Below are 23127 nucleotides of genomic sequence, written 5' to 3'. Positions count from 1 at the left end.
TTACATTTTTTCTTTAGTGAAATTAGTAAAGTTATGTTCTTTATTTCTAATTCTCTGCCCAAGAACCTTCATAATACCTTGCATTAAACTTCTTCTATATCCCATTAGAGCAAGAAAATCATCTTGTTCAATTCTCAATAGAACAGAATCTTTTGTAGTTGTAGCAGATAATGTTCTAGGTGATGAATCAAGAATACTGAGATCACCAAAAAGGTCCCTATTCATAAGGTTACTGAAAGTGAAATTACCATCATGTAACTTTACCTCTCCCTCATAAATAATATACATTTCTTTACTTTCTTCTCCTTTTCTAAAAATTGTAGAGTCTCTAGGAATACGTACTTCGTGCATTATACTTGCAATATCTACCAATACATGTTCTGGTGTTTCTCTAAATAGATTAGTTGATTTTAAAAGTATTACTTTTTCTAATTCTAATAGAGGTTTTGTTCCTTCATTTAATATTCCCATGAGCCATTTTTTTCTATCCGGAGTAACTAATTCATCTAATACTTTTGAAACAGCGATATCTTGATAATCTTCTATTCTTTTTAAACTAATAAGAGCAGGTTCAATAAGTTTTATATTGTCTTTATTTAATATTTGACCTATATATTTCAATAAACTTGGAGACATTGAATCTCTCACACTAATAAGTGCTGTAATTTTTGTCCAAGTATTAAATAATGGACGGTTGTAAGAGAAAGGACGAATAATGCCTAATGTGATACTAAGAGGATCTACAAGGTTTGATGAATAATAATCGCCTAGTTTCTGCATTTTTGCTTCAAGGTCGTAATACCCTAAAACAATAATTAATTTTTGATAGATAGAAGAAGGCATTGTTTTCCATAAATTCTTCTCTATTTCTGCATTTTGTAAAAGAGATTCTTGGTCTGATATATCAAGTTGTTTCTGTTCTGAATCAGTTTTTCTATAGAGTTGCTCTCCTTTACCTACAATCAAAAATTCTTGAATTGTTCTTATATTTTCTTCTATTAAAACGAGCTCTTCATTTAATGCTTTTGATAACATTGCTCTAAATGGTTTTTCATGCTTTAAAACATAAATAGCATTGCATAACCAATAGTAATTAGAGAAAAATCTTTCTAGATGTTTATTGAGTAAATCAAAATCACTTTTACATTTAGGACGATATTTTAGTCTTTTCAAAGCATTGTATGCAGCCATTCTCATAAAAGGCCAAGGGTAATCAACCAATAACCATAAGATTTCATAAGATTTTGGAGCATCTATTTTTCCTAATGCTTTACATAAAGTGATAAGATAAATATCTTCTCTTCTTTTATTTACAAAGAGTTCGTTCTCTATAATATCTAAACAATCTTCTCCGTAAATAATTAGCGTTCTTAATATAGTGTCGTTAAACTTACTCTCTTTTAGCAATGAAATTAAAAGAGGTAAATGTGTTGGACTTTTTACAATTGCAGCAACTTCAATACTTTTTTCAATTAATAGATCATCACTACTTAATAAAGCATCAAAAATATACGGTTCACTTTCTAGAGGAGAAACCTTTGCAAGTACCTCTAATGCAAATAGTGACGTATGTATATCTTCTGATTTTACCGATGCTTTAATATAGTTTAATGCAATATTTCTTTGTTCTTCAGATTCTGAAGATAATAAACCATATAAAGCACCTTTTTTTATCTCGTCTTCCTTATCATCAATCCAATCAATTACTTGATGTATAAAAGTTGGATCGTATTTACAAGTGCTGACAATTGCTTTCTTTCTTACTTTAGGGTCTTCATCATATAAAGCAATATTTTTAATTGTGTCAGCAACTTTTTCTGTTAAATTATTCTGACTGAAATCAATTGAAAAATAACGAATAGCACTATCTGGATGGCGAAGCATATGTAAAATAATAGCTTCGTTTTTCTTCGGGTTTATTACAGTATTAGCTTCAAGAGCATAGATTATATCCTCTGGTAATTTAGAAGTTAATTTTGAAGCAAGTAATCTACTAACTTCTTTATCATGTGTAGCTATTTCGTAGCTTTCCATATCTCTTAATAGAAATGCTCGTCGAATAATTACACGGTAATCTCTTGATACAATTTTGGCAGCTAACCACCATAGTAATAATAAACTTACTAGAATCCATAGTATTATTTGTCCTTCTTCAAAAGGTCTATCAACATCAATTATCCATAATAAGACACCTGCAAAGAAAAGCCCAATAGAACTAAAAAAACCTCTTAATATTCCGAATGTAAAACCTCTATGTTTACTCTGTATTGGTCTTAATAAAGACGGAGTAATTGTTGAGAATATAACATGTCTTGTAAAAATAAAAGCTATAGCAACTAAGGCCAAAAAGATAGGAACTTTTGAAGGACTAAATTTGATGAATAAATAAGTACAACTAACTATTATTAATAATACGATTGGTGTAAACTGCAGAAGCTTTTTGATACCAATATCTTGTAGTTTTCTTGCGTTAAGAAAAGGCTGAACTACAGATACAATTGCATAAGATATAATTAATAATAATGCTAATGCGTAAATACCTTTAGTAGGCGTGTAAAGCGTCATTCGTAGATCTATCATAAAGAAGAATTCTACAATAGCCCAAACACTAGCAATACAAAATGTGAGTAAGCCTAATTTAAAAACATATGGGTTTGTAATTCCAAAAGCCCAAAAGCTTTCTGGAGTAAATTTCCGAGAAGGCCTTGTTACTGTATCATGGTATTTTTCTAATCGCTTTTTAACTTTATCACTAGAAAGAACTTGCCATAAACCCCATCCAGCAATAACATAAATTGGTGCTACCCAAAGCGACATTGCTTGTATACTTGCAAACTTAGAGCCTACTAATACAATTAAGAAACCGGTAAGTTTAAATACAATTTTAAAAGATTTAGCTTTATCAAAAGCTTTCATCTCATTAGGGTTGGAATAGATATGTTCTACAATAGCCCAGTAGGTACAGTCTTCAAAAAATATTAATGCTTTTACACATACTATTAGACTGAGGATACCTAAGTAATCGGGCTTTCCAATACTTAAATAACCTATTAGTATAGCAGTTAGAATTTTTAATAACGAATAAACGGCATTAAGGTGCTCTACTCTAAGCCTTCTTTCTAAATAAGCAAATAACCTGGCAATTAGTAAAATACTAACTCCTGAAAACATAAATGCAAAAGGTAAATTATCTACTGCTCTTTCTTTAAATAGTAAAGTGTATGTAACAGAAAAGGCTATTGCAATTGCAGCCCCTTCTGCAGCAAAGAATAATGAAAGCCAATTAGAATTATCTTTATTTAGAAACTGAGATAGTTTGCTAAAAATATTCTTTTTAGGAAGGTAGTAATAAATTCTGGATGCAATTATGTTCATTTTATTTCTTCAAACCTCAACGAGGTAATTTAAATTCTTGCTTAGTTGGTAAGAAGGGTATCACTTTTCTAGTATATATTTCTTCTTTAAATAGTCGAAAGCGATTTTGTTTAGTAGGATATGTCTAAAAATAAAATTCAACAAAAGGCTGAATCAAACATACTCTAAAGTAATAAAAAAAGCCGAAGTAATAACTAAGTTACTTCGGCTTTTTAATCAATTGTAATAGAGAATTATTTGTTCATTGAGATCAAGAAATCTTCATTTGAACGTGTACCTCTCATATTGCTTTGTAAGAATTCCATTGCTTCTTGAGACTTCATGTCAGACATCATTCTACGCATAATCCAAACACGTTGTAATGTATCTTTGTCCATTAGTAAGTCTTCTCGTCTAGTACCAGACATTGGGATATCAATTGCAGGGTAAACACGCTTGTTAGCAAGTTTTCTATCCAATTGAAGTTCCATGTTACCTGTTCCTTTAAATTCTTCGAAGATAACTTCGTCCATTTTAGAACCTGTATCAATTAATGCAGTAGAGATAATTGTTAAAGAACCTCCGTTTTCTACATTTCTTGCAGCACCAAAGAAACGTTTAGGTTTGTGTAAAGCATTTGCATCAACACCACCTGATAAAATTTTACCAGATGAAGGAGAAACAGTGTTATAAGCACGAGCCAAACGAGTAATTGAATCTAATAGAATGACAACATCATGAGAACATTCTACCATACGTTTTGCTTTCTCTAAAACTAAAGAAGCAACCTTAACGTGTTTATCTGCAGTTTCATCAAATGTAGAAGCAATTACTTCTGCATTTACACTACGTTGCATATCTGTAACTTCTTCAGGACGTTCGTCTATTAGAAGTATAATCAAATAACATTCTGGGTGATTTTGGGCAATTGCATTAGCAACCTCTTTTAATAAAACTGTTTTACCAGTTTTAGGTTGAGCGACAATCATACCACGTTGACCTTTACCAATTGGGGCAAATAAGTCTAAAACACGTGTAGAATAAATTTGAGGTTTAGTTGATAAGTGTAACTGATCTTGAGGGAAAAGTGGCGTTAAATATTCAAATGGAATACGGTCACGAATTTCATCAGTTGTTTTACCATTAACGGTATCAACTCTTAGTAAAGCGAAATATTTTTCACCGTCTTTTGGAGGACGAATATTTCCTTTTACTGTATCACCTGTTTTCAAACCAAATAATTTGATTTGAGATGGAGATACATATATATCATCAGGGCCTGCTAAGTAATTGTAATCCGAAGATCTTAGGAAACCATATCCATCAGACATAATTTCTAAAACTCCTTCGCTACTAATTACACCATCAAAATCTTTAACAGAAATTTTAGGAGCTGGTGCTTTTGGAGGGTCTAATTCTTTTTGATGAATTGCAGACTTTCTTTCCTGCTCTAAAGTAGGAAGACCTTCTGTGTTATCATCGTCTAAGAACATATCGAAATCTGGTAAATCGTCTAACGGATCAGTACCTAAATCGATTTCTTCTAAAGACATTATATCATCGTGGGTAATTTGTTTAGGAGGCTGCTGTGTGCTCTTTCCTTTACGTTTACCTTTTAGATCTTTGTTAGCTTGGTTGCTTTGGTTTTTTGGACCGTTGTTCCCTTTCTTAACATTTTCTCTTTTTACACGCTCACGTTGTTGCCCTTGTGCTGGTTGTGGCTTACGACGATTTAAACGTGTTCTATCTTGACGAGGAGAATCTTGATTATTCTCGTCTTCAACTGAAGGTTTAGCTTCTGTTTTTTTAGGGGCTGTATCGTTAGAGGCAGTCGGTGTAACATCCTTAATAGGTTGTTTTGCGGGGCTAGAAGTTTTTTCAGTTTTTGCTGGAGAAGGACTATTTTTTCCTTGAGTTGCATTTACATGCTTTTCAATTCTTTCAATTAGTTCTTTCTTACGAAGGTTACTGAAATTTTTCATGCTAAGGCCCTCTGCGATATCTTTTAATTCAGATAGCAGTCTAGCCTCTAGTAGCTTTCTTGTATACATAAAAATAATGGTGACAGTTATTTTTTTCTGTCGCTATAATGAAATACTTTTTGAAGAACCTTGTATTAAGGCGTTTTGAGATATGAAGCTATCTACTTTTTTGTCACTTTACCGGAAGGAAATAGGTTTTATAGTGACTTTTACTTTTCACAAATCTAATGTACATCAATTAAAATCACAATCCAAATCTTTAGTTTCTTTTAATTTTCTATCAATTCTTTGATAATATCGCCAAAATAAGCTCCATATTCCGGTCCTACCCAATTCATTTCTCTTACTTCGTAGCTATCTAAAGAATCATAGTAAGTATCACAGGTAATATATCCTACATAATCACCATTAAAACTGGTAATCATAATCTCTTTATTTTTTGCTTTTGCGATTGAATCATATTTAAAATCTAAAGCAATTTCTCCAGAAAAATCAGAAGGCATTCCAAACCAGTCGATATCACCTAATTTAAAATAAGTGATGTTTCCGTGTAATCCGCCAGAGGCTAATTTAAAGACCCAATCTCTTACTTTAATATTAAACTGAGTATCTATTCTTACTTGCGATGGCCTAAAATCAATTGGTATTTTATATATAGATGCTGTTGCTATAAACTTCATTTCAGCTTCGTTCCAAACATTTAAAGTGGAATCTGCTAAAGATTTACCCATATCTTTAATATGATCAAAAGAACTTTCCGTTTTAGGGTTTGCAGGGCCATGGCTAGCAACCATTCCTGCACAATATGCCGCAAAATCTATGGAATCTGATGCTTCTAAATTATCTATCCACTCTCCGGTGTAATCTCTTGATAAAATCCAATAGTCCATATCAATACAAGTGGCATGTGCATTGAAGGTTACAATAGCTGCACTAGTACCATCAATTCTATTTAATTTAATTACTCTTAAGGAGTTTTCTTTTGTACCATGATCTACAATTCTATTTGTTACCCATTCTGGTGCTAAAGTTTTCGCAAAACCAACACTCCCTTTTACCTTATTAGCCGTTGCTTCTTTTATAGCAGCAAGAGATGCTTTTACAATTTTTTGGACTACTTCTTCAGAATATTGACCAACAGATAAGTTACCCATTACGCTAGGGTTAAACCCACCTACACCATTATGAGTATGGATAGCAGAATAGAGAATATTATTAGAGGATAAACCAATTTTAGGTAATTCTTTAGAAAGTCTTTTTCGTACTTCAATTGGAAAAATCATTAAATCTAGTGTTAAAACAAAAGATTCATGAACACCATCATCAAAAGCAAAAGCTCTTGCGTACAGAGTATCTCTAACAGCTTTTACTGTTCTATACCCATAACCAGCCATAGGTAAATCCTTTCTATTTGGTACAATACTTTTTGCAGACCAACCAATAAGAAGTGTATCTTTTGAAGGAATCTCATTATGCACTTCCTCTAAAGTTTTTTCAACATTAAGAAATGTATTTTTATACTCTTCTGTAGATTGAAGTGGAGTTCTGTCAATTCGACCTAAAAGTATAAGTGCAAGCGTAATTAAACTTGCTAATGATATGTATATTTTCTTAACCAATTCTTTAAAGATTTATCCAATTAAATTGCTAATTTACTAAGACTACTGCGAAATAGAAGTATTTAACTACTATGAATATTTTATATTAAAAGAATACAACTATATTTGCAGCTATTAACACAATGTAATTTTTGAAAACTCATTTTTTAATCATGAAAACTTTAATTTTAAAAGCTGTTACTCTTTTGAGTATGGTTGCCCTTGTGCAGGGGTGTTACCCTGGAGGGGCAGAATATACTAGTGATTTAGATATCGCTATCTCACAGTACGAATCTGCTGAAAAATTACGTTCTTACAAAACGTACTACTTATCCCAAACAATGGATATCAGAGGATCTAAAAATGCAGATACACTAACATCTGCACAACAAGATGACATTATAGCGAACACAGATGCTTTATTGAAATCTACTTTAGGACTTTCAGAAATCACTAATCCAACAGCTGATGGAGATGCTGATATTGTTGTTCAATTAACACAAATTGCTATCCAGCAAACAGGTGTAGCTTGGAGTCCAGGTTACCCAGGTTATCCAGGATGGGGATACCCAGGTTGGGGTTATCCAGGATATGGATACCCAGGTTACCCAGGTGGAGGATATTATCCATGGGGAGGTTATTCATATTACCAATATAGCAATGGTAGTGTAATTGTAGATTTTATTGATGTTGCTGAAACAAAGAAACTAAATGAAGGAACTGTTCAAGGTGATACAGTAGTACTTTACTTAGGTTGGGTTGGCGGATTGAACGGTGTTTTATCTCGTTCGAATAACGTTAGTATTGTAAATGATGGTATTGAAACATTATTTAATCAATACAATACTGCAAAAGCTGGAACTGACAATTAAGAACATCTTTCAAACAGAACTCAATCATGAAAAAATATATTTTATCTGTAGTTTTTGCTCTTTTTGCATTAGGAGCATCAGCACAAGAATCGAACTTTATTATTACTTATCAAATGTCTCAGCCTTTAAGCGAAACAAATGACTATATTAGTGCATTTAGCGGAAGAGGTTTTGGTATGGAATGGAGACAGCATTTAGCAACGGCTCCTTTATCTTTTGGTCTATCTGTAGATTGGAATGTTTTATATGACAAAACAACAGATCAATACAATAGTAATGGTATTATTGCTGACGGTAAGCAATACCGCTACATGAATATTGTGCCTATTTTAGCTCATGCTAATTACTATTTTAATAAAGATGGTATTACTAACCCTTATATAGGTGTAGGTGTAGGTACATATTACATTAACCAAAGAACAGAATTTGGTCAGTGGGCAGTTGTAGAAGATAATTGGCATTTTGGTTTTGCTCCAGAAATTGGTGTAATAGCAGATGTTAACCCTTCTATTGACATGATCTTTAGTGTTCGTTATAACTACGCATTAAAAGCAGGAGATTCTGTAGATCATTCGTACTTAGGAATTAACGTTGGTTTTGTATACTAAGCTTAACAACGTAACAAATATAACTTCATAATAATGAAAAAAATCTTTTTTGTACTTTCTCTATTAATAGGGATGTCAATTGTTTCAAATGCACAATCAATTGATGCAGAAACAATTAAAACTGTAATCAAAACAGAAAAAAGAATCTTCTTTACTGAAAACATGCAGTTGACTTTAGAAGAAGCTCCTATTTTTTGGGAACTATATGATAAGTTTGAATTAGATAATTCAGAATTATCAAGAGAGAAAACAAAATTATTTGAGACATTGATTGGTGGAACTGATGGTTTCAGTGATGAAGAAGCTTCTACAATGGTATCTGGTCTTGTAGCTTTACAAGCTAAAGATGTTAAGTTGAAGAAGAAGCATTTAAAAATGATGTCTAAAGAGCTAGCACCAAAAACGGTTGCAAGATTTTTTCAATTAAATGAATTGATTAATAGTTTCTTAAAAACACAAATATTAAGCGAAATGCCTATCGTTCAAAAATAGGTTAGTTTAATTAATATAAACCTCTGTATCTTTAACTAGATACAGAGGTTTTTTTATACGAAAAAATGAAAATCACTAAAAAATTTCTTTTAAAGGAGTTGAAGTCTTGGGGAATATTTGTAGCTATAATTGGTACACTTTATTTTACGGGACTATTAACAGATGTAGCAGGAACTTTACAACGTTTTGTTGTAGCTACAGGTATTGTAAATGCTGATACAGAGCAAGGTATTTCTGGTAAAGCAGATTATAATTGGGTACTCAAAGAATTTGAATCAGGCAAACAAGTAAAATTATCTGATTTTAAAGGTAAAATGATCTTTCTAAATATATGGGCATCTTGGTGTCCTCCATGTATTGCAGAGATGCCAAGTATTCAATCTCTTTACGATCAATTAAAAAATAGAGAAGATGTAGTCTTTATTTTATTGAATGTTGATGAGGATAAAATGAAGGCAAGTAAATTTTTAAAAAGAAAAGATTACACCTTTCCTATTTATCAAAAAGTAACTTCTGTACCATCAATTTTCTACAGTAATTCCATACCTTCAACCTATGTAATAAATAAAGATGGAGAGGTAATTTATAATCATCAGGGACTAGCAAACTATGATTCTGAGAGCTTTATAAATATGCTAACATCTGACTGACTTATATTTAGTATTTAATATTATTGATAAAACTTCTTACTAGAATCGTATGACTTTAGTAAGTTTTGTCTATATTTGCAAGTTGCATATAATATATATTTTTTCATGTACTTGGAAAAGTATAGAAATATAGCACAAAAATACATTTTGGCGGCCCTGATTTATTAACTTTTACAGATAGTAATCGATTGATATTCAGATAGTTTTGAAACTTAAAAAAGAGTACCACCTTGGCAACATTCAAGCACGGTAGAAAGAATTTTGCATCAGCAAAAAGAGTATTGGGTTACCCAGACTTCTTAGATGTACAATTTAAGTCTTTCCACAATTTCTTTCAAATAGACACTCCTCCTGAATTCCGTGAAGACGAAGGTCTTTATAAGGTATTCATGGAGAACTTCCCTATTACAGATTCTCGTGAGAATTTTAATTTGGAATTTATTGATTATACAATTGATCCTCCTAAATACACTGTAGATGAGTGTGTAGAGAGAGGCTTGACTTTTAGTGTACCTTTAAAAGCAAAATTAAAGCTTTCTTGTAGCGACGAAGACAATGAAGACTTTGAAACCATCGAACAAGATGTGTTTTTAGGTAACATTCCTTATATGACTACTCGTGGTTCGTTTGTAGTAAATGGTGCAGAACGTGTTATTGTTTCTCAATTACACAGATCGCCAGGTGTTTTCTTTGCACAATCAAAACACACAAACGGTACTAAACTTTACTCTGCAAGAGTAATTCCTTTTAAAGGATCATGGATCGAATTTGCAACTGACGTTAATAACGTAATGTATGCATATATCGACCGTAAGAAAAAATTCCCTGTTACGATGCTTCTTCGTTCGATCGGTTATGGATCGGATAAAGACATTTTAGATTTATTCGGTTTATCTGAAGAAATCAAAGTCGATAAGAAGAATCTTAAGAATTTATCTAACCGTACACTTGCTGCACGTGTATTAAAAACATGGACAGAAGACTTCGTAGATGAAGATACTGGTGAGGTAGTTTCTATTGATCGTAACGATGTAATCTTAGAGCGTGATCATATCATCTCTGAAGAAGATCTTGAATTGATCGAAGACGCAGGCGTAAGCTCAGTAATTGTTCATAGAAAAGATATTAACATCAATGATTTCCGTATCATCTTCGATACGTTATCTAAAGATAATTCAAACTCAGAGAAAGAAGCGGTACACCAAATTTACCGTCAACTTCGTAATACTGAGGCTCCTGATGATCAGACAGCACGTGATATTATCAACAACTTGTTCTTCTCTGATAAACGTTATGATTTAGGTGAAGTAGGTCGCTACAAACTTAACCGTAAGTTACAGTCGGAAACAAGCATGGATGTCCGTGTTCTGACTAAAGAAGATATTGTCAAAATCATCAAGCACTTGATACACTTGATCAACTCTAAAACAGTAGTTGATGATATTGACCACTTGTCAAACCGTCGTATCCGTACGGTGGGTGAGCAACTTTACTCTCAATTTGGAGTAGGTTTAGCTCGTATGGCACGTACAATTAAAGAACGTATGAATGTACGTGATAACGAAGACTTCAAACCAGTTGATTTGGTGAATGCTCGTACGTTATCATCTGTGATTAATTCGTTCTTTGGTACTAACCAGCTTTCTCAATTTATGGACCAAACTAACCCTCTTGCAGAGGTAACGCATAAGCGTCGTATCTCAGCATTAGGACCAGGTGGTTTATCAAGAGAGCGTGCAGGTTTTGAGGTTCGTGATGTTCACTATACACATTACGGTCGTCTTTGTACTATTGAAACACCGGAAGGGCCAAACATTGGTCTTATTTCATCTCTTACTGTTTATGCAAAAGTAAACAGCATGGGATTCATTGAAACTCCTTATCGTAAAGTTACAGATGGAGTTGTTGACATTGAGGACAACAACGTTACATACATCTCAGCTGAAGAAGAGGATGATAAGTTTATCGCACAAGCGAAAACAGATCTAGATGATAACAACCGTTTCATTGAGGAGTTTGTAAAAGTTCGTTATGAGGGTGACTTCCCGCTTAAAGCGCCGGAAGATATCCAATATATGGACGTTGCTCCTAACCAAATTGTATCTATTGCAGCATCTCTAATTCCTTTCTTGGAGCATGATGATGCCAACCGTGCATTGATGGGATCAAACATGCAGCGTCAAGCTGTGCCGTTATTGAGACCTGAGGCACCAATCGTAGGTACTGGACTTGAAAGAAACGTAGCTATTGATTCTCGTACTGTTGTTCTTGCAGAGAAAGACGGTGTTGTAGATACAGTAGATGCGAACTCTATCAATATGAGGTATGACCACACTGAAGATCAAAGACTAGCTAGTTTTGAGAATGAAGTGAAGTCACATACATTAGTGAAGTTCCGTAGAACGAACCAAGATACTTGTATGAACATGCGTCCTATCGTTAAGAAGGGACAACGTGTTGCTAAAGGTGATGTTCTTTCTGAAGGTTACTCTACTCAAAATGGTGAGTTAGCAATTGGTAAAAACTTGCTTGTAGCATTTATGCCTTGGCAAGGATATAACTTTGAGGATGCGATCGTAATCTCTGAGCGTGTAGTGCGTAATGATGTTTATACTTCGCTTCACATTGTTGAATATGAATTAGAAGTGCGTGACACTAAACGTGGAGAAGAAGAATTAACTTCTGAAATTCCTAACGTTGGTGAAGAAGCAGTTAAAAACCTTGACGAGAACGGTATTATCCGTGTAGGATCTCGTGTTCGTCCTGGTGATATATTAATTGGTAAGATTACTCCTAAAGGGGAATCTGATCCAACTCCAGAAGAAAAATTATTACGTGCTATCTTTGGTGACAAAGCTGGTGACGTAAAAGATGCTTCTTTAAAAGCATCGCCATCATTAATCGGTACTGTTATCGATACACGTTTATTTGCTCGTCCTAAAAAGGATAAAGATTTACGTGCTAAGGCTAAGAAAGAAGTTGAGTTATTGAAAAAACAATACTCACGCGACTTGAAAGGTCTTGAAAACAAAATGATGACGAAGTTGATTGAATTATTAGACGGTATGACTTGTGAAGGTGTACGTCATAAATTTGGTCAAGAAGTAATCAGTAAAGGAGTTGTTTTCAACGAAGCTAATATCGCTGAAAATATCTTCTCTGGTGATAACCCATTCCGTGATGATTCTAGTTATGCAGTAGCTGAGGAAGTAAACCTTATTGGTGACCTTATCTTAGATAACTGGACTGAAGATGTTCGCGTTAATGAGTTAGTACGTGATACTGTAAAGAATTATATCAATGCTCGTAACGAGGTAACTGGTTACTTTAAGCGTGATAGATTTACATTAGAAGTAGGTGACGAATTACCAACAGGTATCGTAAAACTTGCTAAAGTTTACATCGCTAAGCGTCGTAAATTGAAAGTAGGTGATAAGATGGCCGGTCGTCACGGTAACAAGGGTGTTGTTGCTAAGATTGTTCCTGAAGAGGATATGCCATACTTAGAAGATGGTACTCCTATGGATATCTGTCTTAACCCTCTTGGTGTACCTTCACGTATGAACATCGGTCAAATCTATGAAACTGTTCTAGGTTGGGCTGGTTTAAAAATGGGTAGAAAATATGCTACTCCTATTTTCGATGGTGCTTCTGAAGAAGAAGTAATCGCAGAATTGAAGGAAGCAGGTTTACCAGACTTCGGTCGTGCTCAATTATATGATGGTTTAACAGGTGATCCATTCCACCAGAGAGTTTCTGTTGGTGTAATGTACATGCTGAAACTAGGTCACTTAGTTGATGATAAGATGCACGCTCGTTCAATTGGACCTTACTCACTTATTACTCAACAACCGTTGGGTGGTAAAGCACAGTTTGGTGGTCAGCGTTTCGGTGAGATGGAAGTGTGGGCATTAGAGGCATTTGGTGCTGCTAATGTACTTCGTGAAATCTTAACTGTTAAGTCTGATGATGTTCAAGGACGTGCGAAAGCTTACGAAGCGATCGTTAAGGGCGATAACATGCCTAATCCAAATGTTCCAGAATCATTCAATGTTCTTGTGCACGAACTTCGTGGTCTTGCATTAGAGATTACATTGAAATAATTCTAGGTCTGAACAAGACTAAAAAGCCAAAATGTATATATGAAAAACCTGTGAAGTTCTCTTCACAGGTTTTTTCATATTCATTAAGTAGATAAATATAAAGAAGTAGTAAAAATCAGCTGTCATTTATTAAATTGCGTAGCATTTTTTGCCACAGATAAAGGTCAATGACAATAATACTGAATTACTGAACTCTACACGTTGAATAATTGTAGATAAATTAATTCTGAATACTATAAATATTAGAACAATGAATTTAAAAGATATTGCTGCTATTGCAGGTAAGCCAGGTTTATTTAAAGTGTTAAAACCATCACGTTCAGGTGTGATTGTTGAATCTTTAGAGGTAAAGCCTAAAAAAGCAATCGTAAATGCAAGTCAAAGAATCTCTATCTTAAAAGAGATTTCTATGTATGTTACAGGTCAAGCTGAAGAATCTGTAGCTTTAGAAGAAGTATTTGCTTCTGTAAAAGAAAAGCACGGATTAGCTCAATTAGATGTTGATACTAAAAGTGAAGAGTCTTTAGAGGACTTTATCTTCTCTGTATTACCAAATTGGGATGGCGATCGTATTTATACTTCTGACATTAAGAAATTAGTAACTTGGTACAACAAGTTAGTAGAGTTCTATCCTTCTGCATTAGAAGATGCAAAAGAAGAGGAATCTACAGAAGAAGCGGCTGAGTAATTTTCTCAAAAGTTTTATAAATGAAAAGGCGATGCAAGTTTTAATTTCTTGCATCGCCTTTTTATATTTTTAGAGACTAAATTATTTCCCTTTTTTAGTATTGAAATAATTTTCTAATTCATCTTTCGATAAAGCATTTAGCGTCATCTCTTTTGTAAGTCCTGCTTTACGTCCAACAAGTAATCCAAAGTGCATATCAGCATATCCTTCTACTGCATGAGCATCTGGATTTAAAGATAATTTTACTCCTTGATCTAGAGCATATTTTGCCCATCTCCAATCTAAATCTAATCTCCAAGGGCTAGAATTTATTTCAATAACAACATTATGTTTTGCACAAGCATCTATAACAGCTTTATGATCTATAGGGTAACCTTCTCTGCGAAGTAATAATCGACCAGTAGGATGTCCTAAAATCGTAGTAGCAGGATTTTCAATAGCTGTAATCAAGCGTTTTGTTGCTACTTCTTTTGTCATTGTTAAAGGAGAATGAATAGAAGCAACAATAAAGTCGAAGGTTGCTAAAACATCATCATCATAATCTAAACTACCATCAGATAGAATATCAGATTCTATACCTTTAAATACTTTAAAAGGAGCTAACTCTTTATTTAACTCATCAATTTCCTGATGTTGTTTTTGAATACGCTCAACTGATAACCCATTAGCATAAAAAGCAGTTTTTGAATGATCAGAAATTCCTAAATATTCATAGCCTTCATTTTTTAAAAATTCAGCCATTTCTCTTAAAGTATTTTGCCCATCAGAATAATCAGAGTGATTATGAAGACTGCCTCTTAAATCATGATCTTCTACCAAAGTTGGTATACCTTCTTTAAGAAATTGCTCATCAAAAATGCCTTCTCTTAATTCTGGAGGGAAAAATGGTAAACCTGCTTTTTCATAAATTTCTTTATAGGAAACAACATCTTCTTTTCTAAGAATATCATTCAAAGAAGGTGAGACATTATCTTTACTTAATTGTAAGTGAGCTGGTGTAGCACTATTCTTAAAAGATAATTTTATATATTCTTGAGGTGAAGCCACATAAATTTCAATTAGGCTACCCGTATCTTTAGTAGCTCCTCTTAAAGTAAGTGGAATAGATCTTTCCTCGTCTAAATCAATACTATCTAATTCAGATAATATACCTATTAATGCTTTTGTACTTTCAGTTTCAACTGTAAAACTCAGGGTATCTACAATCTCTCTATGGAGAGATAATTCACCAGATGTACAAGCTTTAAACCCTTTATCATTTAAAAAAGTCAAAATATTAAGAGCAATTACTTCAGCTTTAGCGTAATGTAATCGTTTTCTATTTTCCTGTAAAAAAATAACTTGTTGAAGTATTTTAGCTTCAGTTTTAGCAGCAAACCCTTTTAAGGTTTGTACCTTATTTTCTTCACAAGCAACTTTAAGTTTTTCTAAAGAATCAATCTCTAACTCTTTCCAGAGCGTAGCAATTTTTTTAGGTCCTACTCCACTTAATCCCATCATTTCTATAACACCTTCTGGAGTTTCTTCTTTCAATTCAGAAAGCTCCTTAAAAGTACCTGTTTCAAAAAGAAGTATTAATTTTCCTGCCATTGTTTTCGATAAACCAATCTCTACTAACTGATCAGCAGAAAGTTCAAAAAGTGGCGTACCTGCATTTTCCATACTTTGGATTGCAGAAGAATAGGCTCTTGTTTTAAAAGGATTTGCTCCATGTAACTCCATTAATGAAGTAACTAAACGGAACGTCTTTATTATATCTTTATTTGTCATGATATCTTTTTTCTTGGGAAGTTATAAAGTTAGAAGATTACTATTTCTTTCTGATTAATTTTTCAAAGAATCTAGGAAAGAATCTTTTGATGTAAACAGCGGCTTGTTCTCTAGGCCTGCCAATAACTACTTCACTTTTGCCTTTTGATACAGCAGAGAGTATATCTTTTACGGCTTTATCAACTGTTATACCGCCCTTTCCTTCATCTAAATGCCCTTGTGTTGATCCATCACCTTGAAGTGCATTCTTGGCTAAATCAGTTTTTACGTAGCCAGGAAGAATATTTGTAATTTGAATGTTATCTGTAAACAACTCTGCTCTTAAAGAATCAAAAAAGCCCATTAATGCATGTTTTGAAGCAGAGTATGCAGTCCTATCAGGTACTCCAAATTTACCTTGAACACTATTAATAGATACGATGATTGGGTCATCAGATTTTCTTAGAATTGGCAATAATGCTCTAGTTAAATAAACTGCACCCCAAAAGTTTACAGCAACTATTTGTTCAAAAGTACTTGTAGAGATATTCTCAAAATTGGAACGTTGACTAATACCTCCGACATGAAATATAATATCAATTTCTCCATAGAACTCATAAGCCAAATCGACTTTTTTATAGAGTACTTCTTTATGATCATTTAAATCAAGGGGTAGAATTTGGATAGGAAAATTAGCTCCTATTGTCTTTTTTACTTCTTCTAATTTTGAAGAATTTCTAGCAGATAAAATAAGTTTAGCCCCTTCTTTAGCTAAAGCAATTGCTAATGTTTTACCTATTCCTGAAGAAGCGCCTGTAATCCAACAAACTCTATTTTTGAACCTTGATTTTTTCATGATAAGACGAAAATACAACCAATTATTGATTCTGTTTTGAAGTGTTTACAAAAAGTAATACAAAGATCATAAGAATCAACGAATTAGAGATAGATATTAACTGTTATCAATCAAGAGATACTTGTATATTTGTATTCTTAAATTAAAAGAACGGAGAATTTTTAATTGAAACACAATGTCAGTCCATAAACAAAATATAAAGAAGGTTACTACACATCAATTATCAGCAATGAAAGAGCGCGGCGAGAAAATTTCTATGCTTACTGCTTATGACTATTCAATGGCTAAGATATTAGATGGTGCAGGTATTGACGTTCTTCTTGTTGGTGATTCGGCTTCTAATGTGATGGCAGGTAACGAAACTACATTGCCAATTACTTTGGACCATATGATTTATCATGCCTCATCAGTTGTAAAAGCAGTTGATAGAGCATTAGTAGTTGTAGATATTCCTTTTGGTAGCTACCAAGGTAGTTCATCTGAGGCGTTACGTTCTGCAATTAGAATTATGAAAGAATCTGGCGGACATGCTGTTAAAGTAGAAGGTGGTGAAGAGATAAAAGAATCTGTTGAGCGTATTCTTTCTGCTGGTGTTCCTGTAATGGGCCATTTAGGTTTAACACCACAATCAATTTATAAATTTGGTACATATACAGTACGAGCAAAAGAGGAAGAAGAAGCAAATAAATTAATTGCTGATGCTAAACTTTTAGAAAAGTTAGGATGCTTTGCTTTAGTACTAGAAAAAATACCTTCGACACTTGCTGAGCGAGTTGCAAAAGAATTAACAATTCCGGTAATAGGAATTGGAGCGGGTGCAGGGGTAGATGGACAAGTATTAGTTGTACATGATATGTTGGGAATTACTCAGGATTTTAAACCTCGTTTCTTAAGACGATATGCAGATATTGGAAGTATGATGACAGAAGCTGTTCATCATTATATTTCTGATGTAAAATCTAAAGATTTCCCGAACGAGAAAGAATGTTACTAAATAATTAGTGTGTGATGAAGCACATAAATTATTAATAAAAAGAAAACTATGAATTTAGATCAATCTCAGATTATCTATGAAGACAATCATTTAGTGGTTGTAAATAAAGCTCCTGGTATATTGGTTCAGGGTGATGAGACAGGTGATGAAACATTAACCGACATCGTGAAACAATATGTAAAGGAAAAATATAATAAGCCAGGTGCTGTATTTTTAGCTCCTGTACATAGATTGGACCGTCCTGTTAGTGGTGTTGTTGTGTTTGCAAGAACATCTAAAGCTGCTGAAAGAATGGCTAAAATATTCCATGATCATAAGATTACTAAAACTTATATGGCTTTAGTAGAAAAACGCCCTCAAAAAGACGCGGATACTCTGATCAATTGGATGAAAAAAGACGAGAAAAAGAACCGTTCTCATGTTTATCAATCAGAAAAGAAAGGTGGTAAATATGTAGAAACTCATTACCAAGTTCTTGGTAGAGTTGGTGATAATTATTGTTTAGAAGTAACACCTAAAACAGGTCGTTCTCATCAGATTCGTGCACAATTAGGAAACATTGCAGCACCAATTAAAGGTGATATGAAATACGGTAGTAAGAAGCAAATCTTAAAAGGTAAAATGATTTTCTTGCATGCAAGACAATTACAATTTGAACACCCTATTAAGAAAGAACCAATGCGTTTTACTGCAAGGCTTCCTGAACACGATATTTGGAGAAACTTTACAGAGATGTCTTCTTCTATTTAATAGTTAGAAAAAGAAAGATATCAACAAATCCCTATTGTCATTTATTGATAATAGGGATTTTATTTTTGTAAATTTCTATAAATAAAAAGTTATCAACACAATGACTGTGAATAACTTTGTTCCACGTGGAATATTCATTAAAAATTGAAGAATTCCAATAGTAATGTTGATAACTATCTAAAACGATCATTGTATTTTGACTTATTAGATGAATAAAAGTTATCAACAGCTTATTTTGTGTTGATAACCTTTATAACTTCTCCATAATCAACTTTTAAATCAAAGATTTTACCTAATGGGTATTTATTAAAATGTTGATGAAAAATGCGTAATACAGTAGCGTGAGTGATGATTACAACTTTATCAACATCATACTTTATAAGTTCTTCAATAAAACTAATTACCCTTTCATTAATATCTTTTAGAGCTTCTCCATTAGGTGGTTTTTGATTAATAAAATCATTTCCCCATTTATCTAATTGATTTCTAGGTATATCATTCCAGGCTATTAATTCCCAATCACCAAAATTACATTCAAGAAGCCTATTATCTGTTGAATACTGTGTTGATAACTTTTCTGCAAGTAGTGTACATCTTCTTAATGGAGATGAAAAGACAATATCAACATCTGTTGGTAACTTAGTAAGTACAGTGGTAATATCCTTTTTAAAAGTACTTGCTAATTCAACATTACTTTGTCCATAACAGATGCCTTTTTTAATAGCAACTTTGGTATGACGAGCTATATAAATTTCCATGAGATAATTAATAAGAGATAAATTAAAACCTCAGTTAATTGTTGTGTTGCACCAAGACAATCGCCAGTATACCCTCCTATTTTATTTTTAAAATAAATACCTAAATAGCTTGTGAAAATTAGTACTACTGGAATTATTGAGAATAATATAATATGTTGAAAAAATAGAAATGGAATTAAGGCTATTAACCCTCCAAATAGTATAGGAGATAATTTAAATTTTGTAATAGCAATTGGTTTAGATTTACTAGTATCTATATCTTGAACGTATGGTAAAAAGTCGACTAATAGAGAAGTCATAAAACGACTTAAGGTGTGTGCCGAAATAATACTTATTATTAAAAAATCATCACTAATGTGTTGAAGATTAATTAAAAGTTCAAATTTGAGTCCTAGAATAATAATTAAAGCAATAGTTCCATATGTGCCTATGCGACTATCCTTCATTATTGTAAGAATCTTCTCTTTTGTATAACCTCCTCCAAAAGCATCAAAAGTATCAGCTAAACCGTCCTCATGGAAGGCTCCGGTTATCCAAATACTTGAAATTATTGAAAAAATTATTGAAATTTCGGAGCTCAAGAAATACCTTAAACCTTGATATGCACATGCAGAAATTAACCCTACAATTAAACCAATGAAAGGGAAGTATTTTCTTGATTTTTGTAAGTATTCTTCTTCAAAAGGAACCCATTTTGGTATGGGTATTCTAGTGAAAAATTGTAATGCAGTAAAGAATAAATAGAGTTCTTTTTTCATTACTTATTACTCACATTAGCAGATGAAAAGCTAGCCATTTCATTCATAAAATTTACAGCACTTTGGATAATTGGAAAAGCCATAGCAGCTCCAGTTCCTTCGCCTAATCGCATTCCCAAATGTAATAATGGATTAGCATCTAATTTTTGAAGTAAAAGTGTATGTCCTTTTTCATCAGATACATGACTAAAAATTGCGTTTTTCTGAATATCTGGGTTTAAAGCCTTTGCTAAAGCATATGCTGTCGTTACTATAAATCCATCAACTATAATCATCTTTTTAAGAGAAGCAGCTTCTAACATTGCAGCTGCAATCATACATATTTCAAATCCTCCAAAAGCACTTATTATACCTATGGCTGAAGTGATATCACCATGCTTTTCTTTTACTTGTTCGAGTATGTTATATTTCTTTTTAAATCCTTCAAGATCAACACCAGTACCTTTACCAATACATTCATCTAATCTTAGCTTATAAAGAGCACTCATTATTAAAGTAGCTGATGATGTATTACCAATACCCATCTCTCCAAAGCCAATAATATCAGCATCTTTAATAGCATCACTATTAATAATCTCTTTAGCTTTATCAAAACACATAGCAATTTCACCCGATGATAATGCAGGCTCATGAAGCATATTTTGAGTTCCTTTACCAACTTTAGCATTAATTAAATCAGTCGCATTTTCAAAATCGTGATTAACACCTGCGTCAACAATTTTTAATTGAATATTATGCTGTTTTGCAAAAACATTTATTGCAGCTCCTCCATTTAAAAAATTATGGACCATCTGGAAAGTTACTTCTTGTGGATAAGCACTTACTCCTTCTTTTGCAAGACCATGGTCTGCTGCGAATACAATTATTGTTGGCTTATGTAGTGTTGGAGATGTTGTATTTTGAACTAGACATATTTTCTTTGCTAATTCTTCTAGTTCTCCTAATGCTCCAATTGGTTTTGTTTTTAAATCTATTTTCTGTTGAATATCTGAAGTCAAGCTCATAGTTTGTTATCAAGTTTTTGTTAAGTAATTACACAAAAGTACAATAAAAAGTAGAAAAGCCTTTCAAATAAGTTCTCTATATTATTCTAAATAATAGACTTATGATTTTATAATTTATGTAGAATTAATTAAGTTGATTTTATAACCGTAAACACATAAACATATGAAATCAATTCAACCGTCTGAGGTAACTACAGCAGAGATGCACTCCTACCTGCTTAATTCTATTGCACCAAGACCTATTGCATTTGTTAGTACGATAGATAAAAACAATATTGTTAATCTGAGTCCCTATAGTTGCTTTAATTTTTTTGGAGCAAACCCACCTATTTTAATTTTTTCACCAACTAAGAGTGTAAGAGATAATGTAGAAAAACACACTTTAGAAAATATACGAGAGACAAAAGAGTGTACCGTTAATATTGTTTCTTATGAAATTGTGGAACAGATGTCTTTATCAAGTACTGCCTATGATAAAGGGGTAAATGAATTTATAAAATCGGGGTTATCAGAATTAAAATCTGAGCTTGTAAAACCACCAAGGGTAAAAGAGTCTCCTGTTCAATTTGAATGTATCTTAAAAGAAATTATCCCAATGGGTAATGAAGGTGGATCGGGTAATTTAGTAATCTGCGAGGTTATAAAAATGCATATGGATGAAAGTGCCTTAGATGAAAAAGGAATGATTGATTCTACAAAGCTAAACTTAATGGGTAGAATGGGAGGAAATATGTATGTTAAAGCTTCTGGAAATGCATTACTTTCTGTTCAGAAACCAACAAGAAATAAAGGAATAGGTATTGATAAATTACCTTTACATATTATCGAAAGTGATATTCTAACGGGTAATCATTTGGCGAAATTAGCAAATATAGAAAAGCTACCAATTGATATAGATTTCAAAAATATTGAAGTGCCTATTACTTCTTCAAGAGAAGAAAACCATTTACTAGCAGCAAGATTATTAGATAAAGGATTGTTGCTAGAAGCATGGAAACTGCTTTTGTTATAAAATAAAAGAGGTTGACTTTCGAAAAAATCAACCTCTTTAAAATAAATATCTTGTAATGATTACTTCCAACCTTCATTTAAGAAGTCGTGGAAAGTATCACCTCTTAATCCTAAACGGATAGTTTCTAAAGGAATAACTTCTCTAGGAGCAATATTACCTAAGTTTACATTAGTACCAATTAACTTGATAAACCAAACTTGTTGCGCTTTTTGAGGAGCTTCCCAAATTATATTTTCGTAAGGAATTTGAGTTAAAATTTCTTCAACTAAACCAGATCTTACTTCTCCAGAAGAACGGAATAAACCAACATTACCACCTTCACGAGCTTCGCCAATAACTTTCCAAGCACCAGCATCTAATTCGTTACGCATTAATTCAATCCATTTATATGGAGGAATAATTTTCGTTTCGTCTTTAGATCCAACTTCAGAAAGTACAGTAACTTGTTTTGATAATCTATTGATGTATTCACACTTTACATCGTGAGCCATATCCATAGAACCATCAGATACTTCAGCATATTCTAAACCGAATTTATCTAAAACTCTTAAGTAGTCTTCGAATTGATTACGAATTACGAAAGCTTCGAATAAAGTACCACCAAGATAAACGTTGATACCTGCTTCTTTGTAAAGATTAATTTTTTCTTGAAGTTGAGGAAACACATAAGATGTAGCCCAACCCAATTTTACTATATCAGTGTAATCTCCTGAAGTTTCAAGAATATCTTCTACTTCACGTAAAGACATTCCTTTGTCCATAGCCATAGTTAGCCCTTTATTTCTAGGCTTAGCACTTCTTTCAGGTAGATTATTTAAAACGTAATTCATCATCTGACGATTTGTAACAAAAAAATCGACTATTACTTTTTAAGTCGATACATTTTTAGTGTGGTTTAT

Annotated in this window: 18 protein-coding genes; 9 read left to right on the top strand and 9 right to left on the bottom strand. The window is 32.9% G+C overall.

The window, feature by feature from the left end; translation table 11 throughout:
- The 3 genes from EI427_RS18515 to EI427_RS18505 all read right to left on the bottom strand — a co-directional run bounded on the left by EI427_RS18515 (nt 1) and on the right by EI427_RS18505 (nt 6955).
- Nucleotides 1–3375: a cyclic nucleotide-binding domain-containing protein gene (locus tag EI427_RS18515; protein ID WP_126617544.1), complete on the bottom strand. Its 3375-nt coding sequence runs from the start codon at nt 3373–3375 to the stop codon at nt 1–3.
- A gap of 233 nt (nt 3376–3608) precedes the next feature.
- The gene (gene rho, locus EI427_RS18510) at nt 3609–5405 is read right to left on the bottom strand and encodes a transcription termination factor Rho (RefSeq protein ID WP_126617543.1); all 1797 of its coding nucleotides are present in this window, start codon (nt 5403–5405) and stop codon (nt 3609–3611) included.
- Nucleotides 5406–5605: 200 nt separating this feature from the next.
- A complete protein-coding gene (locus EI427_RS18505) occupies nt 5606–6955 on the bottom strand; it encodes a neutral/alkaline non-lysosomal ceramidase N-terminal domain-containing protein (RefSeq protein WP_170178540.1) in 1350 nt (449 codons plus the stop codon).
- Between the two features lie 152 nt (nt 6956–7107).
- Between EI427_RS18505 and EI427_RS18500 the strand changes: the two genes are divergently transcribed.
- The 6 genes from EI427_RS18500 to EI427_RS18475 all read left to right on the top strand — a co-directional run bounded on the left by EI427_RS18500 (nt 7108) and on the right by EI427_RS18475 (nt 14347).
- Entirely contained in the window at nt 7108–7806 is a 699-nt protein-coding gene (locus tag EI427_RS18500) for a DUF4136 domain-containing protein (RefSeq protein WP_126617540.1), read from the top strand.
- A gap of 26 nt (nt 7807–7832) precedes the next feature.
- Complete coding sequence (locus tag EI427_RS18495) at nt 7833–8414, top strand: outer membrane beta-barrel protein (protein ID WP_126617538.1); 582 nt, start codon at nt 7833–7835, stop codon at nt 8412–8414.
- Nucleotides 8415–8447: 33 nt separating this feature from the next.
- Nucleotides 8448–8906: a hypothetical protein gene (locus EI427_RS18490; RefSeq protein WP_126617536.1), complete on the top strand. Its 459-nt coding sequence runs from the start codon at nt 8448–8450 to the stop codon at nt 8904–8906.
- Between the two features lie 65 nt (nt 8907–8971).
- Nucleotides 8972–9556, top strand: a complete 585-nt coding sequence (locus tag EI427_RS18485; RefSeq protein WP_126617534.1) for a TlpA family protein disulfide reductase — start codon at nt 8972–8974, stop codon at nt 9554–9556.
- A 230-nt stretch (nt 9557–9786) separates the two neighbouring features.
- Nucleotides 9787–13659, top strand: a complete 3873-nt coding sequence (gene rpoB, locus EI427_RS18480) for a DNA-directed RNA polymerase subunit beta (protein ID WP_126617532.1) — start codon at nt 9787–9789, stop codon at nt 13657–13659.
- Between the two features lie 250 nt (nt 13660–13909).
- Nucleotides 13910–14347 carry a DUF5606 family protein gene (locus tag EI427_RS18475; protein WP_126617531.1) on the top strand — a complete coding sequence of 146 codons (438 nt, stop codon included), beginning with the start codon at nt 13910–13912 and terminating at the stop codon, nt 14345–14347.
- Between the two features lie 81 nt (nt 14348–14428).
- Here the strand turns inward: EI427_RS18475 and EI427_RS18470 are convergent, their stop codons facing one another.
- Together EI427_RS18470 and EI427_RS18465 are read right to left on the bottom strand one after the other, a co-directional pair.
- Nucleotides 14429–16117, bottom strand: a complete 1689-nt coding sequence (locus EI427_RS18470) for a DNA polymerase/3'-5' exonuclease PolX (protein ID WP_126617529.1) — start codon at nt 16115–16117, stop codon at nt 14429–14431.
- Between the two features lie 40 nt (nt 16118–16157).
- Nucleotides 16158–16952 (bottom strand): SDR family oxidoreductase, encoded by a 795-nt coding sequence (locus tag EI427_RS18465; protein ID WP_126617527.1) that lies wholly within the window; start codon nt 16950–16952, stop codon nt 16158–16160.
- Between the two features lie 175 nt (nt 16953–17127).
- Between EI427_RS18465 and panB the strand changes: the two genes are divergently transcribed.
- Both panB and EI427_RS18455 read left to right on the top strand, forming a co-directional pair.
- Nucleotides 17128–17946 carry a 3-methyl-2-oxobutanoate hydroxymethyltransferase gene (gene panB / locus EI427_RS18460; RefSeq protein ID WP_126617525.1) on the top strand — a complete coding sequence of 273 codons (819 nt, stop codon included), beginning with the start codon at nt 17128–17130 and terminating at the stop codon, nt 17944–17946.
- A gap of 48 nt (nt 17947–17994) precedes the next feature.
- Complete coding sequence (locus EI427_RS18455; protein ID WP_126617523.1) at nt 17995–18696, top strand: RluA family pseudouridine synthase; 702 nt, start codon at nt 17995–17997, stop codon at nt 18694–18696.
- 230 nt (nt 18697–18926) lie between these two features.
- Here EI427_RS18455 and cobC read toward each other — a convergent pair whose 3' ends face one another.
- From cobC to cobT, 3 genes are read right to left on the bottom strand one after another with little or no spacing between them, the layout of a single operon-like run.
- Nucleotides 18927–19454, bottom strand: a complete 528-nt coding sequence (cobC, locus tag EI427_RS18450; RefSeq protein ID WP_126617521.1) for an alpha-ribazole phosphatase family protein — start codon at nt 19452–19454, stop codon at nt 18927–18929.
- On the bottom strand, nt 19439–20212 hold the full coding sequence (locus tag EI427_RS18445; RefSeq protein WP_126617519.1) for an adenosylcobinamide-GDP ribazoletransferase: 774 nt from the start codon (nt 20210–20212) through the stop codon (nt 19439–19441). Before EI427_RS18445 ends, cobC begins: the two co-directional genes overlap by 16 nt.
- Nucleotides 20212–21216: a nicotinate-nucleotide--dimethylbenzimidazole phosphoribosyltransferase gene (gene cobT, locus EI427_RS18440; RefSeq protein WP_126617517.1), complete on the bottom strand. Its 1005-nt coding sequence runs from the start codon at nt 21214–21216 to the stop codon at nt 20212–20214. The genes EI427_RS18445 and cobT overlap by 1 nt, the downstream gene beginning before the upstream one ends.
- A gap of 163 nt (nt 21217–21379) precedes the next feature.
- On the opposite strand from cobT, the gene EI427_RS18435 reads away from it, so the two are divergent.
- Complete coding sequence (locus EI427_RS18435) at nt 21380–22228, top strand: flavin reductase family protein (RefSeq protein WP_126617515.1); 849 nt, start codon at nt 21380–21382, stop codon at nt 22226–22228.
- Nucleotides 22229–22287: 59 nt separating this feature from the next.
- Here the strand turns inward: EI427_RS18435 and EI427_RS18430 are convergent, their stop codons facing one another.
- Nucleotides 22288–23058: a phosphosulfolactate synthase gene (locus EI427_RS18430; RefSeq protein WP_126618483.1), complete on the bottom strand. Its 771-nt coding sequence runs from the start codon at nt 23056–23058 to the stop codon at nt 22288–22290.
- Nucleotides 23059–23127 lie beyond the last annotated feature (69 nt).

Source organism: Flammeovirga pectinis (assembly GCF_003970675.1).
GTDB lineage: Bacteria > Bacteroidota > Bacteroidia > Cytophagales > Flammeovirgaceae > Flammeovirga > Flammeovirga pectinis.
The sequence above is the reverse complement of the archived record's forward strand: the minus strand, read 5'-3'. Positions and strand labels throughout refer to the sequence as shown.

Bases quoted from the DNA above. Each gene is read 5' to 3' on its own strand.
- EI427_RS18515 (WP_126617544.1), bottom strand. From the start codon at position 3,375: ATGAACATAATTGCATCCAGAATTTATTACTACCTTCCTAAAAAGAAT.
- rho (WP_126617543.1), bottom strand. From the start codon at position 5,405: ATGTATACAAGAAAGCTACTAGAGGCTAGACTGCTATCTGAATTAAAA.
- EI427_RS18500 (WP_126617540.1), top strand. From the start codon at position 7,108: ATGAAAACTTTAATTTTAAAAGCTGTTACTCTTTTGAGTATGGTTGCC.
- EI427_RS18495 (WP_126617538.1), top strand. From the start codon at position 7,833: ATGAAAAAATATATTTTATCTGTAGTTTTTGCTCTTTTTGCATTAGGA.
- EI427_RS18490 (WP_126617536.1), top strand. From the start codon at position 8,448: ATGAAAAAAATCTTTTTTGTACTTTCTCTATTAATAGGGATGTCAATT.
- EI427_RS18485 (WP_126617534.1), top strand. From the start codon at position 8,972: ATGAAAATCACTAAAAAATTTCTTTTAAAGGAGTTGAAGTCTTGGGGA.
- EI427_RS18475 (WP_126617531.1), top strand. From the start codon at position 13,910: ATGAATTTAAAAGATATTGCTGCTATTGCAGGTAAGCCAGGTTTATTT.
- EI427_RS18470 (WP_126617529.1), bottom strand. From the start codon at position 16,117: ATGACAAATAAAGATATAATAAAGACGTTCCGTTTAGTTACTTCATTA.
- EI427_RS18465 (WP_126617527.1), bottom strand. From the start codon at position 16,952: ATGAAAAAATCAAGGTTCAAAAATAGAGTTTGTTGGATTACAGGCGCT.
- panB (WP_126617525.1), top strand. From the start codon at position 17,128: ATGTCAGTCCATAAACAAAATATAAAGAAGGTTACTACACATCAATTA.
- EI427_RS18455 (WP_126617523.1), top strand. From the start codon at position 17,995: ATGAATTTAGATCAATCTCAGATTATCTATGAAGACAATCATTTAGTG.
- cobC (WP_126617521.1), bottom strand. From the start codon at position 19,454: ATGGAAATTTATATAGCTCGTCATACCAAAGTTGCTATTAAAAAAGGC.
- EI427_RS18445 (WP_126617519.1), bottom strand. From the start codon at position 20,212: ATGAAAAAAGAACTCTATTTATTCTTTACTGCATTACAATTTTTCACT.
- cobT (WP_126617517.1), bottom strand. From the start codon at position 21,216: ATGAGCTTGACTTCAGATATTCAACAGAAAATAGATTTAAAAACAAAA.
- EI427_RS18435 (WP_126617515.1), top strand. From the start codon at position 21,380: ATGAAATCAATTCAACCGTCTGAGGTAACTACAGCAGAGATGCACTCC.
- EI427_RS18430 (WP_126618483.1), bottom strand. From the start codon at position 23,058: ATGAATTACGTTTTAAATAATCTACCTGAAAGAAGTGCTAAGCCTAGA.